This is a genomic window from Vibrio sp. JZG120, from assembly GCF_053890955.1.
The window spans coordinates 1,205,615-1,223,625 of the sequence record NZ_JBSRRK010000001.1 but is presented as its reverse complement, the minus strand read 5'-3'; the positions used below and the strand labels follow the sequence as shown (position 1 = coordinate 1,223,625).

The window sequence follows — 18,011 nt, the reverse complement described above, 5'->3', positions numbered from 1 at the left end:
CGGGTATTCAACATCTCAAAGGACTAAAAAATGAAAAATAAACTAGCGTTAGTGTGTACGACTTTGTTGGTCAGTACGCTGGCTCATGGTGCCGAGCATCGAGTAAAAGACAATAAAAACAAGTTGGCGGATGACCCAACAAAAGTCATCACGAAATTTGGCGCGTCTTACGCAAACAACTACGATTTTGATGATCAAAACATCTCATTCTCGGGCTCACTTGCGCTTGACCAAGCGCGCAAAATTAACCTGCGTATCAATGATGATGCGAGCGAGTGGCGTATTGGTGGCTCGTGGTTGTTTCCGGTCGGTATCGTGAACTTCAACTTCGGTAAAAATGAATACGTAAACGGCGCGGATCAAACCAACTACAGCGTTGGTACCTTTATGCCGCTAAGTTATTTCGGGATTGAGCCAGCAGGCTTCCAAATTTTCCCAATGGCAGGCTATACGTACAACACTGGTGATGTTCCCGTATGTGACGGTGCAGAAAGTAGCCACTGTAGCGAGCCTAATTTTACGGGCACTCCAAGTGCAGAGAATGGCTTCAATCTGATGAGCTCTTCTGGCAGCAGTGGTTACGTTGGTGCATTTGCGCTGAAATCGTTTACCAAAGAGCTGACGTTAATCAGCTTCGCAGCAGGCACTTACGGCTCAGAAAACAGTGAAGGAGAGAACTATAAAGGCTTCTTTGGTGGTATCGGCCTTGGTTATCTCGTGAATAAACGTCACTCGTTTAACGTAATGACGTTTGTCATGGACAACAACACCTATTTAGATGAGGCAGATAGGCGCGTCGCATTATCTTACCAATATCAATTTGAGTAAATTGAAAACGCAGCAACGATGGCTGCGTTTTTACTTTGATGGAATAAATTAGTGAATCGCGTTCTTTTCTTCGATCTTTTTCTGATATTGGTGTTTTAATATATACATGCGCTTAACATCGCTATAGGCTCCGTTAATAAAGTATTCTTCTACTAAATGGCCTTCTTCAATAAAACCACATTTCTTATATAAATGAATAGCGACTTCATTATCCACTGCGACCAATAAGTATATTTTACGTAGATTAAGAATCGAGAAGGAGTAATCCAATGCACGATTAATCATCTCTGTCGCATAACCTCGTCCTTGATGCTCTGGGGCGATGATTATCTGAAACTCAGCGCTTCGGTGAATGTAGTTGATCTCAATAAGTTCGACCAATCCAATCACTATGCCGTCTTCATCTTCAACCACAAAGCGTCTTTCTGCGTCATCATGTATATGTTTTCGGTACAGTTCTTCGAGCTCATCATAAGATTCATAGGGCTCTTCGAACCAGTAGGCCATGATATTTCGGTTGTTATTTAGTTCGTGAATAAAGCGCAAATCAGAGCGTTCTAGTGCACGCATTTTTAGGCCTTTCTTCATCATTTATCTCCAATGAGGCGGAGTAAACCTCCGCAATTGATGCTAGAAAATCTTAACGTATTTAACAAGAATAGCGCATCTGTTTTTGGGAAATATTGTGGTTTTTTCAATATGGAAACTTAGAGTTCACGCCAAATAAAAATTAATCTTTACGATAAAAAATTCGATTAGGTGGTTTGCCTAATATCATATTAAATACCGCGCAACGACTTAGTGTCTTAATCTAAATAAACAAGGTATTCAATATGTTTTCAATCGGTGACGTAGTAGTAGCGACTAAAGGTATCGATCTTGGCGAAATGGTTGTTACAGGTTTAAGCAGTGGCGGTTTTTACACACACGTAAAAGCAGGCGAGAAAACGCTAACTTACCCAGCTAAAGATCTTAAGAAAGCATAATTAAATTTGCTCACTCTTATTTCTAAACTGGCTTAAAGTTCGTATTACTTATTTTAGGCGGGTTAGAATTTATAAAAGGTAGCGCAACAAGTCGCTACCTTTTTTATCACTCTCTTTTCTAGTTTTCTTCTGTTTTATGAACCTCAACACGGTTTCTACCGGTTTCTTTGGCTTTGTAAAGGGCTAAGTCGGCGCGTTTTACGAGTGGTTCAAACGAGTCATCCAAGCTACAGACTTGAGTTACACCAATACTAGCGGTAAAGCTCATATCACGACCTGAATGTTGAATCGTCGTAGTTTCTAGCGCATTGCGAATCGTTTCTAATGTGTTTAGGGCTTCTTGCGATGACCGGCTTCTTAGTACGATGGCAAACTCTTCACCGCCAACTCTGGCAAGTAAGTCACAGTCAAGTAGATGGCTTTGAATGGTGTTGACTGCATGGATCAGCGATTTATCGCCAGCGTCATGACCAAACCGATCATTAAGGCTCTTAAAGTTGTCTAAATCTAGAATAGCAACATGGAAGTCAATGCCTTGGGTGCGGTATTCATTCAGGCGGCTTTCGATTTGTCGCATGAATTCTCTGCGGTTTGGAATGCCAGTCAGGTCATCCGTTGTGGCAAGATGCTCCATTTTCATAATTTGTATATGAAGAGCAATGTTTAAAGCAATCCAGTTAGCAATGCACTGAAGCTGTGCCGCTTGTTCGTTTGTATAAGTGTGCGTTTGGTGATGTGCAACATTAAGCGTGCCCAAACAGACTTTACCGTGCATTAAAGGCGCATCCATACACGTCCCCATGCCATTGGATGCCAGCATCACACAATCGACCTCATCAGATTGAGTGACATCGTCACAGATCATCAGTTGTTGTTTTTTGAACACTCGGCCAACAAAAGCTCGGTGAATAGGTACCAAGAATTCAGCCGGAATCGCTTTATTACCAGAGAAAGAGTAGACCTTTAGATGATCATCATTTTCATAAAGCGTGATACTCGCGCGGTCGGAATTGAATATACGATTTATCCATTCTGCGACTGTATCGAGCACCTGCTGCAATGTTTCCGATTGAGCTAAAAAGTGAACAAACCCTATCGGCATACAGATCGGACTTTCCATGTTCTGCATCGATAAGTCATCAGGGTTAAAAGTTCTTTCAAGTCTCAATAGACATCTCCTTGCGATGTTGCAAATACCAACAATAAGTTACACGAAGCTATTTTCAAGAAAAATGCGTTTCTACGTAAGATTATGGTTTATTTATCGCCATCTATGTGTGTTCAATTGCTTAATGTGGGCGTTAACTCACGCCTAAATGAATAAATGTTATACCTATTTATAAGTAAGTCATTACTCAATAAGGGGTGTTTTTGAGGTAGAACCAAAGAATGAAAAGCCCTTCAGGGAAGAGAAGGGCAAAGAGGGTGAACTTAGGAAAGTAAATACGTAAGCAGTGAATTAATTATCTTTGTATTTCTGTAAAATCAACTGACTGATTTGCGCGATGAGCTGGTCTCTGGCTTGAAGTGATAGTTCGGTTTCCGTGACATAGATACTAATGTAAACAGGACGATGGTTTTCCTTCCATATGATTGCGTTAATACCGCGCGAACCGTGACCACCCGCACCAGAGCGGTCGGCGATAGACCAACCTGTTGGTAATACTGAACGCATTAACGAGTCTGAAACCTTGTTGTCCTGCATCCAGATTTTTAATTGCACGCGAGACTCGTAAGACAACGTTTCTCCTTCAATCAGGGTTCGCAGAGTGTTTACTATGGCGTTAGGTGTGGTTGTGTCGCGGTAGTCTCCCGGTGTCGCTTCGTTCAAACGTGGTTCTAATCTATCTAGGCGCGTCGCTTTATCACCAATAGTTCGCAGAAACATTGTCACGGCCTTAGGGCCGCCGATTTCATTCAATACTAAGTTGGCAGCAGTATTATCACTCATCAACATCGCAGCTTCACAAGCGTGTTCTACGCGTGTGTTTTGGCCTGCGAGTTTGTCCATCACTGGAGACCACACAACGATGCTGCGCTCATCGACTTTCGCGGTCGCATTTTTACTTAGCTTACCGCTGTCCATATCACTTAGCATTGTGGCGCAAGCCAAGGTTTTGAATGTGCTCATGAGTGGGAAGCGTTCATCGCCGCGGTAATCCCAGCGCTCATCGGTTTGCGTATCCCAAACCGAGACCCCAACTCTGCTTGAGGTTTGTTGTTCGATGAGAGAAATGTCTTCATTCAGTTGGGAAGCGTAACTTAGGGTTGAGCAAACCATTAGCCCAGCCAACAAAAATAACTTTTTCATGCGTCGTGTTCTTCATTTTGGTTTTGGTTCGCACTGTGGCGATGTTACGCAAACTATAACGAGCGAATACTCTAACCACTGTTAAATCCATGTCGATTTTTTGTAGGATTCTGCGCAATACCTCCAAGTTTGTTATTGACCTTAGGTCTATTGTGGGTTTACTCAACTTTACGAATATTGACGTTGCATTACGCTAGAAAAACTAAACTAGAGTTGTCGTCAATTTGAGAGTGATGTTCATGAAAACTGTACGAAATTTTGTATGGATGATAATTGCCGCCGTGTCTGTGTTGTGGTGGATGAGTGAACCGCAACTGCTGTCCTCGACCCAATTCTTCCAATGGCGCTCCGCGCTTATTCAATATTCTGGTGTTTTGTCGTTAGCTTTGATGTCTATTGCGATGGTGCTGGCGCTGCGCTTACCTGTGATAGAGCAATGGGTTCATGGCATGGACAAGGCATATCGAGTACACAAGTGGTTAGGTATAGCAGGCGTCAGTTTGGGTGTGATTCATTGGCTTATGTATAAAGTGCCGAAATGGCTCGTTGCTGCTGGTTGGTTGGAAAAACCAGTAAAACACACTGGAGCAGGGCCATCAGGCAATAACTTCGTTGGTTTTGAGTTATGGGTTAAAGAACTGCGTGATATAGGCTTGGATTTAGGTGAGTGGGGCTTTTATTTGCTATTGGTATTGCTGGCAGTGTCACTCTGGACTGTTGTTAAATACAAACCGTTTAAGTTATCCCATCGTTTAATGGCTGTGGTGTATTTGATGGTTGCTGTTCACTCCGTTTTGCTGATCAAGCACGCGTACTGGGGCGATCCCATTCATTTTATCGCTTTTGGTTTTGCATTGATGGGCTCTGCGGCTGCCGTTTATAGCTTGTTTGGCTTTGTCGGACGAGCGAATCGCTATCCCGCCAAAGTGGTGTCGACTCGCTACTTCCCTCAAGCGCGCGTGATGGAGTTGGTTTTGGCGCCAAGCAATAACGGTCAAGGAAAACCTTGGCAAGGGCACAAAGCAGGACAGTTTGCTTACGTTCGTTTTGGTAATGAAGATCCACATCCGTTTACGATTGTTTCAGGTGAGCACGATCCAGAGGTTCGCTTTTTGATCAAAGAGCTAGGCGATTTCACGACCAATTTGTACCAGCGCGTGAAAGCGGGCGATGAGGTTGTTGTTGAAGGACCGTATGGGCGTTTAGAGTTTGATGTCAACAAGCCGCAAGTTTGGGTTGCTGGTGGTGTCGGGATAGCGTCGTTCTTTGCTATCTTATCTTCACTGAAAGCGTTAAAAAGACATCCGCCAGTGCATTTGTTTTATTGCACACGTGGCTTAGATAGTCATTTAGTGGATGAACTGTGGAATGCTGCGCGTCAGGCACAAGTGAAACTGAACGTGATAGATACTGCGGTTTCAACTCGACTTAATGTTGAACAAATTGCGAAGGAATGCGGCGATTTATCGCGTTATGAGTTTTATTTCTGTGGACCGGAGGTATTCTCTCGAACCCTGAAAAAAGAGTTAGAGGCATATCGTTTTGATATAGAACATCACTATCATGAAGAGCTGTTTGTGATGCGATAATCTAGTATTTGGAGCGAAATAAAAAGGAGCTGAATCGGCTCCTTTTGTATTTACATTTAACGTCTATGAACCGTGTGAATGCGTTAATCCGGTCTCACTACAGTTCCACTTTTTTGACCATGCCGGCTTCTGCATGACCGGGGATATTACACGCGAACTCTACATTTTTATCGCCATGGAAGTGCCACAGGAGTTGTTTCGCTTTGCCTGGTTCAACTGTGACCGCATTGCCGGAGTCATGCATGTGATCGCCAGACATGGTTTTCATCATTTCACGGTGTTTAAGCTGTTCTTCTGCTGAACCAATGGTAAATTCGTGATTGATTTTGCCAGTATTCATTACCACAAATTGAACCACATCATCCGGTTCTATTGTCACGTCTTTTTTGAATGTAATTTTCATATCATCCGTTAAAAGTACATGAACGACTTTGTCTGGTTTTGCGCCATTTGCAGGCATACCAACCGCTGACATGCCCGGCATGCCGCTCATACCAGAATGATCCATTTTACCGTGGTCCATTTTTCCATGATCCATCGGCATTTTATCCATGTTCATGGAACCGTGATCCATTTGATCATGCTCCATGTTGTCGTGGTTCATGTTTGAGTTATCCATTTGAGCAAATACGCCACCCGATACCATGGTTAGAGCAAGAGTGATAAGAGTCTTTTTCATGTTGATTTCCTTTACTATCAATGAGCTATCTCGCCATTATTTTCTGAATAATGGCGCTCGTTGTTATTTATCTTGGTGTTGAGTTGATTTCACTTCACGCTGTTTCCACAGCTTGAAGATGGCAGGTAACACAAGCAGCGTTAACAGCAGGGCAGAGGCCATGCCACCAATCATCGGTGCAGCGATGCGTTGCATCACTTCAGAGCCGGTTCCCTCACCGTACATGATTGGAATAAGACCAATGATTACCGTTAATACGGTCATCATGACAGGCCGCACACGCAAGCCAGCGCCTTCTCGAATTGCGTCTGTAAGATCCCGCGCTTGAAGCGGTCGTTGTTTCTCTTCTGCATCCAGTTTTCGTTGGTGCCACGCTTGGTTGAGATACACCAGCATGATGACGCCTATCTCCACCGCAACGCCGGCGAGGGCGATAAACCCAACCCCCACGGCAATAGAGAAGTTGTAGTTCAGATAATGCATCAGCCATAAGCCACCAACCATTGCTAAAGGCAGCGTCAGCATGATGATCAGCACCTCACCCACACGGCGGAAGCTGAAGTAAAGCAGCATCATGATGATCGCAATAGTGATTGGTACTACGACACTTAAGCGGTCTTTGGCGCGTTCCATGTATTCGTACTGACCTGACCAAGCCAGCGAGTAACCCGCAGGTAATTCAAGTTGATCTGCTACTACTTGTTGTGCTTCCACGACGTATGAGCCTAGGTCACGACCTTCGATATCCACGAAAACCCAACCGTTTGGACGCGCGTTTTCGGTTTTGATCATCGGTGGACCATCTTCATAACGAATATCTGCCACGTCTGCGAGTGCGATGCGTGCGCCGTTGGGGGTTACCAGTGGTAGGTTTTGCAGTTTAACAACCGAGTCACGGTAATCTTGCGGATAGCGGACGTTGATAGGGTAGCGCTCTAGCCCTTCAATGGTTTCTCCAACATTCATACCCCCAACAGCGGTTGAGATGACTTGCTGAACGTCTTTGATGCTTAAGCCATATCTCGCAGCAGCGCGGCGTTTAATGTCGATTGTTACGTAACGGCCACCGGCTACACGCTCGGCATATACAGATGAGGTGCCGTGAACGCTATTAAGAATAGGTTCCAGCTGAGCACCAATTTTTTCGATCTCTTTCAGGTCTGGGCCTGCAATCTTGATCCCAATTGGCGTTTTAATACCGGTCGCTAGCATGTCGATACGCGTTTTGATTGGCATTACCCAAGCGTTGGTGAGTCCCGGAAACTGAATCAGTTCATCGAACTCTTTGCGTAACGACTCTGTCGTCACGCCTTCACGCCATTGATCGTGAGGTTTTAGCTGAATAACTGTTTCAATCATGGTAAGTGGTGCAGGATCGGTGGCCGTTTCCGCACGGCCAATCTTGCCCCAAACCGTTTTGACTTCCGGTACGGTTTTGATCAGCTTGTTGGTTTGCTGAACTAGTTCACGTGCTTTACCAATCGAGATTCCCGGATACGTAGTCGGCATGTACATCAAGTCGCCTTCATCCAATGGTGGGATGAATTCGCTACCCAGTTGACTGGTTGGATAGTAAGCTGACGCCATTAGACCTAAAGCGATAACGATCATACTCTTAGGATACTTGAGGCTGGTATTCAGTAACGGGCGATACAGCGCAATTAAGCCTCTATTTACTGGATTCTTATGCTCTGGTAATACGTTGCCACGGATGAAATAACCCATGAGCACAGGTACGAGGGTAATTGCCAAACCTGCCGCTGCGGCCATTGCATAAGTTTTAGTAAAGGCGAGAGGGGAGAACATCTTGCCTTCTTGACCTTCCAGTGCAAACACTGGCACAAAGCTTAACGTGATGATAAGCAGTGAGAAGAACAGGGGCGCGCCCACTTCTTCAGCGGCTTTGCCAATCACTTGCCAGCGGTTCTTATCCGTGAGAGGCGTTCGTTCAATATGCTTGTGGACGTTTTCTATCATTACGATGGCACCATCCACCATTGCACCGATGGCGATGGCAATCCCCCCGAGCGACATGATGTTGGCGTTAATGCCTTGAGAATGCATGACGATAAACGCGGATAAAATACCGACGGGCAAGCTCAGAGCGATCACCAAAGACGAACGGATGTGAAATAGGAAGAGGGCACAAACAATCGCCACGACGATGAATTCTTCCGCCAATTTCTTCCACAAGTTTTCTACGGCAGCGTTAATCAGCGTGGAGCGATCGTAAGTAGGCACGATTTCTACACCATCCGGTAAGCTGCGCTGTAAATCTTCCAGTTTGTCTTTAACTTTGCTGATGACTTCACTCGCGTTTTCGCCGAATCGCATGACGATAACGCCACCAACCGCTTCACCTTCGCCGTTAAGCTCAGAGATGCCGCGACGCATTTGCGGACCTAAGTTGATGTCAGCAATGTCGCCCAATAAGAGCGGTGTACCTTTCTCTGTCACTGTGAGCGGGAGTGATTCAATATCCTCAATACTCGTTAGGTAACCTGTAGTGCGAACCATATGTTCCGCTTCTGCTACTTCAACAACAGAGGCACCCGTTTCCTGATTGCCGTTTTGGATCGCCATGTTCACTTGTTGCAGTGTCAGGTTGTAAGCACGTAGCTTAGCTGGGTCAATCTGAACTTGATATTGCTTCACCATACCGCCAACGGTTGCGACTTCAGAGACGCCATCGACGGTTTGCAGCTCATATTTCAAGAACCAGTCTTGCATACTGCGTAGATCAGCAAGATCATGGTTGCCAGTTTTATCTTGCAGTACATAGCTGTAGACCCAGCCCACACCCGTTGCATCTGGTCCTAATGTCGGTTTTGCACTCGGTGGTAATTTAGGTGCTACTTGGCTTAGGTACTCTAAAACGCGCGAACGTGCCCAATACATGTCGGTATCATCGTTAAAAATGATATAAACATATGAGTCACCAAAGAATGAATAACCACGAACGGTTTCCGCTCCTGGTACGGCGAGCATGGCGGTGGTTAGCGGGTAAGTAACTTGATCTTCAACTACTTGAGGTGCTTGGCCTGGGTAGCTTGTTTTGATGATCACCTGAACATCAGAAAGATCCGGAATGGCGTCTACAGGTGTATTCTTTACACTGTAAAGTCCGGTTAAAACAAGCGCTAAGGTTGCGATCAAAACCATGAAACGGTTTTTGATCGACCAGCGGATTATTGCTCCAATCATAGTTAGCCCTCAACCGCTTCAAGTTGCTTCAAGACGTAGTCAGCTCCTTGTTTTTCAACTAAAAACCGTACTTTCTGACCTTCTTTGAATCCGGATAGATCCACTTCATCACCCACAGAGAAGTTCATCTCTCCTGCCTCCCAGTTCCATTCTGCAACTGGGAGGTGGTTGAGAGTTATCATCCCAAAATCCGCCATCAACATGCTGATATCTCCGGTAATCCATACGTCAGTCACGACAACGCTGTCATCGGCTTTGTAGTCAACGACTTCATATTGACCGGACTCTGTTTTCTGAATTTCAAACTCGATAGCTTGGCCTTTTTGCAGAGTGCCCACATCAACGTCATCTGCGAGGGTAAAGTTCATGACCATACCCGGCCAATCCCACTCTGCTACGGGCTGATGATTAATGGTCAACATACGGTGATCTTTCATCACATCGGTGATTTCACCCTTAGCCCAAACTGTTTCTACTTTGGCTTCAGTAGGTGATGAAATACGGGATAGATCAGCCGTTTGGCTCGATTCCGAATCCAACATAAAGTGCGCAGAGGTTACGATGCGATCATCTTGAGACAGACCTTGCAGCACCTCGATTTTGTCGTCGGCTTCACGCCCAACTTTGATGCGCGTTGAGCGGTATTTACCATCGCCTTCAGACAACACGACTCGGGTCATACCGCCGGATCGAATAACGGAAGACTTAGGAATCGTCATAACCGCGTTATCAGTGACTGGTTGAAGGGCAATGTTGGCAAACATATTAGGTTTAAGATCGCCATTCGGGTTAGGGAACTTGAGGCGTACACGCAAGGTACGAGTTTTAGGATCCAGAATAGGGTATACGTAGTCGACAACCCCTTTCCATTCATTGCCTGGAATAGCATCAAGCGTCATAGTGGCGCTACTTCCTGCTTTCATCCAGTGAGCTTGGCGCTCAAATACTTCGGCATCTACCCATACATTTTCAAGTGGGCCCGCGCTGATCACCGCTTGAGCAGGGGATAGGTAACCACCTTCACGAACGTTCAAACTCGCGATGACGCCATCTTCCGGAGCTTTAATTTCAATAGTTTGCGATGCTTTCCCGCGTTGAGTGATGGCTTTTATTTGAGAACGATCAACACCCAGTGTCACTAAACGTTCTGTCGCGCCTTTCACCAGGCCATTACGCCCAGTTCGGTAGGCGTTCAGCAGTTCTTCTTGTGCTTTGACTAGCTCAGGAGAATACAGCGTGAACAGCACGTCGCCTTTGTTGACCTTTTCACCCACGGCATTGATGTAAAGCTTTTCAACCCAGCCAGCCACGCGAACGTTGGTTTGCCACAAATGACTTTCGTCAAACGCGATATATCCGACAGTTTCAATCCGAGGTGAAAGTTGCTCTACAGAGACTTGAGCGGTTTTTACACCTAAGTTGTTTTCAACTGATGGGTCAATTTTTACCGTGCCGGGTTTGTCTTGTTCACCCGCGAGATCTTCAGCGTACACTGGGATCAAGTCCATGCCCATTGGCGATTTGCCCGGTTTGTCGCGCTTATAATTTGGATCCATCGGCGCAACCCAATAGAGTGGCTCGTTTGAGCTGCTCGCAGCGCTACCGCCTGTGCCGCTCATGTCGTGGTTTGCACCAGATAGGTACTGATTAACGCCAAACCCTAGTGCCCCGCCAACAAGCAGAGCGATGGTTGCTATCTTGATTGAATTTGAACTCATTCCTAATTCCTTATTTTCCCCATGAGGCATGACAGCGATGTTGATTGTTTATTGGTGTGCATTCGCCATCGTCCCCAAACTTGGGTTCTCTCATGTTTTGTTTTAGTTCGCGCTTGCTTCAGTCGTGATGTTGGGTGCGGATACTTGATATTCGAAACCACCCAATAAAGCCGCTAAGTTGCTGTTTACGATGTTTAAATCGGTAATAAGACGTTGCTGTTCGAGCTTTAGCGCCAGCTCGTCTGTGCTTGCCATGATCACGTCGTTAAACTGTGCGGTGTTGTTTTGATAGCCCCTTTCTACCGCGTGAATACGAGCTTGAACTTGGGGAAGTAAGGTGGATTGATAACGCTCTAAACGCTGACTCAAGTTGGCGCGATCAACCAGCAATGTGTTGACCTTTGCGTTCATCTGAGTCAGTAACGTATCTTTTTGTGAACGAGCGGCACCCACTTGATACTGGGCGGCAGCTAAGTTGCGGTCTTGGCGATTGCCAGTGAACAGGGGAATGTCCATCGTTAGATACGCGCTCACCAAATCCGATGCTGGTTCGCCTTTCATATTGTTGGCTTGACGATAGGCATACATCACTTCCACACCAAATTGAGGTGTGTAAGCTTGCTCTGCAATGTCCACTTGAGTTTCATTGGCAGAAATACTTACGTCTGCCATTTTTACCATCGGGTGCTCACTCAACTGTTGGTAGTGCTTGGTCGTTTCGTTATTTGCAGACAACTTTTGGTTTAATGACGCCCAAGTCAGTGTGTTGCTGGCTTGAAGTGTTGAGCGTCCGTTTTGGGTATAGGTATTGAGCCAGTCAGAGCCCAACCATTCTGAGAGTTGCGAGACCAAACGGCGCTGCATTTGTGCGTTGGCTTGCAGCTTTTCATCCAACTTACTCACTTGAAGCTGTGCATTCAGTAAATCTTGCGCTTCGCTTTTGCCGATTGAGTAATTGGTTTGAATGAAGTTTTCCATTTCCGTCATGAGCCGACGGTTTTCTAGCAAAATTTGCTCTGCTTTCTGCTGATAGCCCAGCTCCAACCAAAGCTGAGTCATGCTGTTTGCCACTTCAAGCTCCCGTGCGTGAACTTGCAACGACAAACCATCGGCTTGTTGATTGGCTTTCTTTTGTTGAAGATCGAGCGTCGAGCCACGTTCGAACTGTTGCATCAAACCGACGGAGATATTGGTCATCGGATCCTCGTCAAATTTGAAGCTATCGACAGGCAAACCACCAAAACCGACTTTCAATTTCGGGTCCATCAAGGTTGCGCTGGCTACGCCTGTTTCACGCATGGCTTCCGATTGAGCATAGAACTGCTTACGGTTGCCATCGTTACTCAACGCAACGCTAATGAGGTTTGCTAGCTCATTGGTTGACTGAGCTTGGATTGATTGAGCTTGCGCTTCTTGTTGTGCTTTCGTATTGGCTGGCGATTGTGCCACCACATTGAAAGCAGGTAGGGCAACCAGAGCCAGTGAGCATACTGGTGCCACTAAGCGATTTGGGTTGAATTCCATAATTTACATCCAAATTGATACCAAGCTCTTTTGCGTTTCGGGATCGATTGAACCGAGCGGGAGAGCGTTGGTATTTGCCAAACGGATGACGCACTTTTTTATCGCTAAATAGCAGGTAACAAATGGAGTTACGAGCGAATAGCTGAGGTGAGCACGCTATCAGTTGGGCGCAAAGAAACTGCCTGCAAAGCGATGCAGGGTCGAATGCTTTGTATGGATTAAACTATCGGAGGCCGATACAAATCATGGGTGACTTGTACCACTGGTGCGGTAATTTCTGAGGCAATGGATGCGCGACAAGCCAATGGGGAGAGCTGGCTGTCAGTGACTGGTAATGGGACAAAAACGAATGAGCAAGATGCTGTACAGCAATTGTGGATCATACCGGAGCCATCAACACAGCTCATGGTAATCTCTGCAGAGTCGGAGCTCAACGATGAGGCCATCTCCATGCTCATACTCGGGGAGCCGCAGTGATCGTTCTCGCTTGCCATTTCCGTCATGTGAGCAGACATCATGGCATCACTCGACATCATTTTTAGGCTCATTAAAGGCGCACTATTTACCACGCTAGATACCAGCAGTATCAGCGTTGTACATAACGTTAGCCAAATTGTATGCAATGATTTCAGACGCATACGGTTTCCAGTCAAAATGAGCTTATATATCGAGTAACCACTAAATAATAAAGGTTACCCTAGGGGTAAAGTCAAGGATTATACCGACCCCACTTCGAGATAATGAGTTCTACATCTTAAAGTCAATTGGACATATTAATCGCTAAGAAATATCTCGCTAGTGAGTTTTTTGTCACACGAACTTTCCATGGTAGGGTTTATCCTTATAGAATGTAAGGTTTAGTGTGCCTGCTTCGGGGGTTGTATGATAGAAATTGTCATCGATGGAAAATATAGAATTGTAGAAGAGGGGCTAACCCTTCTGGAAGCAGCCAAAGTGTGCGGGGTCGAAATCCCTTCACTGTGCGGAATGAACAAAAGTAACGAGAAAATTCCGTGTGATTTGTGTGTGGTCGAAGTGGAAAGTGGCGGAACTAAGCGCGCCTGTGATCTCAAAGTGTACCGCGGTCTCAATGTCGTCACACAATCAGAACAACTGAGTGAGCACCGCAGAAAAGCGCTCAACCGAATCATGACGGACCACTACGCAGACTGTGAAGCTCCATGCAAAACGGCGTGTCCTGCTGGGGTAGACATCCAATCTTATCTCTACCATATCTCGCAAAACGATCATCAAAAAGCGATTGAAGTTATTAAACGCACACTACCAATGCCGTTATCGATTGGGCGTGTGTGTCCGGCATTCTGCGAAAGTGAGTGTCGCCGTTCTTTGGTGGATGAGCCGATTGCCATTCGCCAACTCAAACGCCATGCCGCAGACGCAGATTTAGCGGCGCATGAAGCGTATGTCCCAGAGAAAAAACCAGCGAAGCATCGCAAGATCGCCGTTGTTGGTAGTGGCCCCGGTGGCTTAACGGCAGGTTATTACTTGTCGAATGAAGGTTATGACGTCACCGTATTTGAGTCCATGCCCAAAGCAGGCGGTTGGCTACGCTACGGCATTCCTGAATATCGCCTACCCAAAGACATTCTAGACAAAGAAATCGAACTGATGTGCCGCAACGGCATGCAAGTTGAAACCAACAAAAAGCTTGGTGTTGATTTCACGCTGTCTCAATTGAGTGAAGACTACGATGCCGTCTGTTTGGCTGTGGGGGCGTCTCAAGCGGTAGAAATGAATTATCCTGGTAGCGACTTGGACGGCTGTTATCTCGGTGTTGATTACCTGAAAGATTACGTTACAGGACAAAACTACGTTACGGGCAAAAAAGTTGCCGTGATTGGTGGTGGTAACACTGCGATCGACTGTGCGCGTACGGCGCGTCGTGCGGGTGCCGATACCACTTTGATCTATCGTCGAACTCGCGACGAAATGCCAGCCGAAGACTATGAAATCGTCGAAGCTGAACATGAGGGTGTGAAGTTCCATTTCTTAACGAACCCGGCGGAAAACATCGCGGATGAAAACGGCCGCGTGAAGGCAATTCGATTAGAACGAATGGCGTTAGGTGAGCCAGATGCGTCTGGTCGTCGTAGCCCGAAACCAACGGGTGAGTTCTTTACTGAAGCATTTGATACCGTGATTGCAGCGGTATCGCAAAAGCCGGATCTCAGCTTCTTAGAAAACGATGAGCTGTCCATTCCTCTAACGCGTTGGAACACATCTGAGTCCGACTCGCAAACCATGCACACGGGTACGGGCAATATCTTCAGTATCGGTGATTTTCGTCGTGGTCCTGCAACAGCGGTTGAAGCAGTGGGAGATGGGCGAGTTGCGGCAAAAGCGATTGATCTGTTCCTCGATGGCGATATGGCGGACATGCCGAAACCAGCGTTCAACTCTCGTAAAGAGAAAAAACTGGCGCAGGTTGACCCACTTCATTTCGAAAATATCCAAAAAGTTGCTCGTTCAATCATGCCGGAATTGACGCCAGCACAGCGTGAGCAGAGTTTTGCTGAAGTGGAACTGGGCTTTGATAACGAAGAGGCCATGAAAGAAGCGGCGCGCTGCTTAGAGTGTGGTTGCCAAGCGAATACCGACTGTGCCTTGCGAGATTACTCAACGGAATATCATGCCGAGCAACATTTCGATGTTTCCGTGGACGTTTCCTCTGCTAACGTGATTGGTCATCAAGATTGGCTCGATTTACGTGCGAAAGATCTTCGTCATAAATACGAAGTAGACCGCAGTTCTGAGTTCATTGAATTTGATGCTAACCGCTGCATCAGTTGTGGTCAGTGTATTCAAGCATGCCGCGAGCAAGCGGTACATGGTGTGTTGAGTTTTGTGTCGGATAAAAATGGCCGACCAGCTTTAAGACCAGATGATCGTCCACGATTCCGCTCCGATGAAAAAGGCGCAAGTTGCAGCGGTTTGACGCTCATGGGCGATTCAAAATGCGTGCAATGTGGGGCGTGTGTTCAGGCATGTCCAACGGGCGCGATGGTGGACAGCCGTGACCGCTCTCAAGGCAGAACCGAACAGCTAAAAGCCGTCGATACCATTTGTACCTACTGCGGTGTGGGCTGTAAGTTGACCATGTTTGTCGATGAGCAACAAAACAAAATCCGCTATGTAAAAGGTGCGGATTCGCCAGTTAACCAAGGTATGCTGTGCGTGAAAGGCCGTTTCGGTTTTGATTTCATTAGCAGCGAAGAGCGTTTAACGACACCACTGATTCGTAAAGATGGTTGGTTGCAGCCAGCAAGTTGGGACGAAGCGATTCAGCTAGTGGCTTCGAAGCTTTCGACGATCAAGCAAGATTTTGGTAGCAACGCACTGGCCGGATTCTCTTCAGCGAAAACCACTAACGAAGATAACTACGCGTTTCAAAAATTCATCCGTCGTGAACTTGGTACGAACAACGTTGATCACTGCGCACGTTTGTGTCACGCATCGAGTGTGACTGGGCTTGAGGCATCGCTGGGTAGTGGTGCGATGACCAACGACATTCCAAGCATTAAGCATTCCGATGTGATCTTTATTATCGGTTCTGACACCACATCTGCGCACCCGATCATCGCTTCGCACATCAAACAGGCGATTCGCCATCACGGGGCACGCTTGATTGTGGCAGACCCGAAACGAGTGGACATGGCCGAACATGCAGAGCTGTACTTAGCGCATCGACCGGGCACGGATGTTATGTTGCTCAACGGCGTGATGCAGCAAATCATCAAAAATGGTTGGTATGATCAAGAATACATCGAAGAGCGCGTCGACGGCTTTGATACCTTGCTTCAAGAGGTTATGTCGCCAGCGTACAACCTCGACAAAGTTGAGTTAGTTACGGGCGTAAAAGCGGACGATATTTTCGCGATGGCGCGAATGATTGGTACGGCAAAACGCACTGCGGTGTATTACTCAATGGGTATTACCCAGCATACAACAGGGCACGACAACGTTCGTTCGATTGCAAACCTGCAATTGTTGTGTGGCAACATCGGTATTGAGGGTGGTGGTATTAACCCACTGCGCGGTCAATCAAACGTACAAGGTGCGTGTGATATGGGCGCATTGCCGAACTGTTATCCGGGATACCAAAAAGTGTATAACCCGATTGTTCGTCAGAAATTCGCGATTGAGTGGGATGCGCCGAACTTACCTTCTGAGCAAGGGCTTACCCTAACGGAAATCATCGATGCGGCGTGCAAACGAGAAGTTCGCGGGATGTATATCATGGGCGAAAACCCAGTACTGAGCGATCCAAACCAAGCACACGTGATTGAAGGGTTGGAAGCACTCGACTTCTTGGTCGTGCAAGACATCTTCCTCACCGAGACGGCGCAGTACGCCGATGTGGTATTGCCTTCTTGTTCATTTGCGGAAAAATCCGGTCACTTCACCAATACTGAGCGACGCGTGCAGCGCGTTAATGCGGCAGTGAAAGCGCCGGGTGAGGCGAAAGAAGATTGGTGGATCATTCAAGCGATCGCAAACGCGATGGGTAGCGATTGGCATTACCAGTGCGTTTCTGAAATCACTAGCGAGATCGCGCGTGTAACGCCGCAATATGCAGGGTTGCGCTGGGACGCGATCACGCCGAACGGTGTTCAATGGCCAAGTAACAAGAACAATCCAAACGGTACTCGTATTATGCACCAAACCCAATTTACCCGAGGGAAAGGGCAAATGGTGGGCGTGCCGTTCCGCTATGCAGCTGAGTTGCCTGATGAAGAGTATCCTTTGGTGCTTACAACAGGGCGTGTGCTAGAACAGTTCCACACCGGTACGATGACACGCAAAACGAAAGGGTTGGATAACCTTGCTGGGCCAAGAGCGATGATCAGTGTTGAAGATGCCGAAGCAATTGGTATCCATAATGGTCAGCGCCTAAAAGTGTCGACCCGTCGTGGCAGCATCGATATTGATGCGTTTGTTACCAAGCGAATGCAAAAAGGCGTCGTGTTTATCCCGTTTCATTTCGTTGAATCGCCGGTCAACCGCTTGACGACTACGGCAACGGACCCGCATGCGAAAATTCCTGAATTCAAAGTCGCAGCGGTTAAGATTGAAATCAGTGAAACGGCTGCTCAACCAGAGCCTGTCGAGGAAGCGGTACACCACGTCTAACATCAACGCTTCACGCACTGG

Annotated in this window: 12 protein-coding genes; 4 read left to right on the top strand and 8 right to left on the bottom strand. The window is 46.8% G+C overall.

Features of this window, described 5'->3' with window-relative positions:
* Nucleotides 1-30 precede the first annotated feature (30 nt).
* Nucleotides 31-828, top strand: a complete 798-nt coding sequence (locus ACWPOD_RS05280) for a hypothetical protein (RefSeq protein ID WP_074189888.1) — start codon at nt 31-33, stop codon at nt 826-828.
* Nucleotides 829-876: 48 nt separating this feature from the next.
* On the opposite strand, the gene speG is transcribed toward ACWPOD_RS05280, so the two are convergent.
* Entirely contained in the window at nt 877-1,416 is a 540-nt protein-coding gene (gene speG / locus ACWPOD_RS05275; protein ID WP_041853120.1) for a spermidine N1-acetyltransferase, read from the bottom strand.
* A 245-nt stretch (nt 1,417-1,661) separates the two neighbouring features.
* On the opposite strand from speG, the gene ACWPOD_RS05270 reads away from it, so the two are divergent.
* The gene (locus ACWPOD_RS05270) at nt 1,662-1,814 is read left to right on the top strand and encodes a hypothetical protein (RefSeq protein ID WP_005375418.1); all 153 of its coding nucleotides are present in this window, start codon (nt 1,662-1,664) and stop codon (nt 1,812-1,814) included.
* 118 nt (nt 1,815-1,932) lie between these two features.
* Here the strand turns inward: ACWPOD_RS05270 and ACWPOD_RS05265 are convergent, their stop codons facing one another.
* Together ACWPOD_RS05265 and blaCARB are read right to left on the bottom strand one after the other, a co-directional pair.
* Complete coding sequence (locus tag ACWPOD_RS05265; RefSeq protein ID WP_048625291.1) at nt 1,933-2,982, bottom strand: sensor domain-containing diguanylate cyclase; 1,050 nt, start codon at nt 2,980-2,982, stop codon at nt 1,933-1,935.
* 291 nt (nt 2,983-3,273) lie between these two features.
* A complete protein-coding gene (blaCARB, locus tag ACWPOD_RS05260; protein WP_456231630.1) occupies nt 3,274-4,125 on the bottom strand; it encodes a CARB family carbenicillin-hydrolyzing class A beta-lactamase in 852 nt (283 codons plus the stop codon).
* A 239-nt stretch (nt 4,126-4,364) separates the two neighbouring features.
* Between blaCARB and ACWPOD_RS05255 the strand changes: the two genes are divergently transcribed.
* The gene (locus tag ACWPOD_RS05255) at nt 4,365-5,714 is read left to right on the top strand and encodes a ferredoxin reductase family protein (RefSeq protein ID WP_456231629.1); all 1,350 of its coding nucleotides are present in this window, start codon (nt 4,365-4,367) and stop codon (nt 5,712-5,714) included.
* 97 nt (nt 5,715-5,811) lie between these two features.
* Here ACWPOD_RS05255 and copI read toward each other — a convergent pair whose 3' ends face one another.
* From copI to ACWPOD_RS05230, 5 genes are all read right to left on the bottom strand, one after another.
* Nucleotides 5,812-6,393 (bottom strand): copper-resistant cuproprotein CopI, encoded by a 582-nt coding sequence (copI, locus tag ACWPOD_RS05250; protein ID WP_456231628.1) that lies wholly within the window; start codon nt 6,391-6,393, stop codon nt 5,812-5,814.
* A gap of 63 nt (nt 6,394-6,456) precedes the next feature.
* On the bottom strand, nt 6,457-9,597 hold the full coding sequence (locus tag ACWPOD_RS05245; protein ID WP_456231627.1) for an efflux RND transporter permease subunit: 3,141 nt from the start codon (nt 9,595-9,597) through the stop codon (nt 6,457-6,459).
* Nucleotides 9,598-9,599: 2 nt separating this feature from the next.
* A complete protein-coding gene (locus ACWPOD_RS05240) occupies nt 9,600-11,315 on the bottom strand; it encodes an efflux RND transporter periplasmic adaptor subunit (protein ID WP_456231626.1) in 1,716 nt (571 codons plus the stop codon).
* Between the two features lie 102 nt (nt 11,316-11,417).
* Nucleotides 11,418-12,839, bottom strand: a complete 1,422-nt coding sequence (locus tag ACWPOD_RS05235; protein ID WP_053313547.1) for a TolC family protein — start codon at nt 12,837-12,839, stop codon at nt 11,418-11,420.
* A 218-nt stretch (nt 12,840-13,057) separates the two neighbouring features.
* Nucleotides 13,058-13,477, bottom strand: a complete 420-nt coding sequence (locus ACWPOD_RS05230) for a hypothetical protein (protein WP_005391253.1) — start codon at nt 13,475-13,477, stop codon at nt 13,058-13,060.
* A 244-nt stretch (nt 13,478-13,721) separates the two neighbouring features.
* Between ACWPOD_RS05230 and fdhF the strand changes: the two genes are divergently transcribed.
* Nucleotides 13,722-17,990 carry a formate dehydrogenase subunit alpha gene (gene fdhF / locus ACWPOD_RS05225; protein WP_456231625.1) on the top strand — a complete coding sequence of 1,423 codons (4,269 nt, stop codon included), beginning with the start codon at nt 13,722-13,724 and terminating at the stop codon, nt 17,988-17,990.
* Nucleotides 17,991-18,011 lie beyond the last annotated feature (21 nt).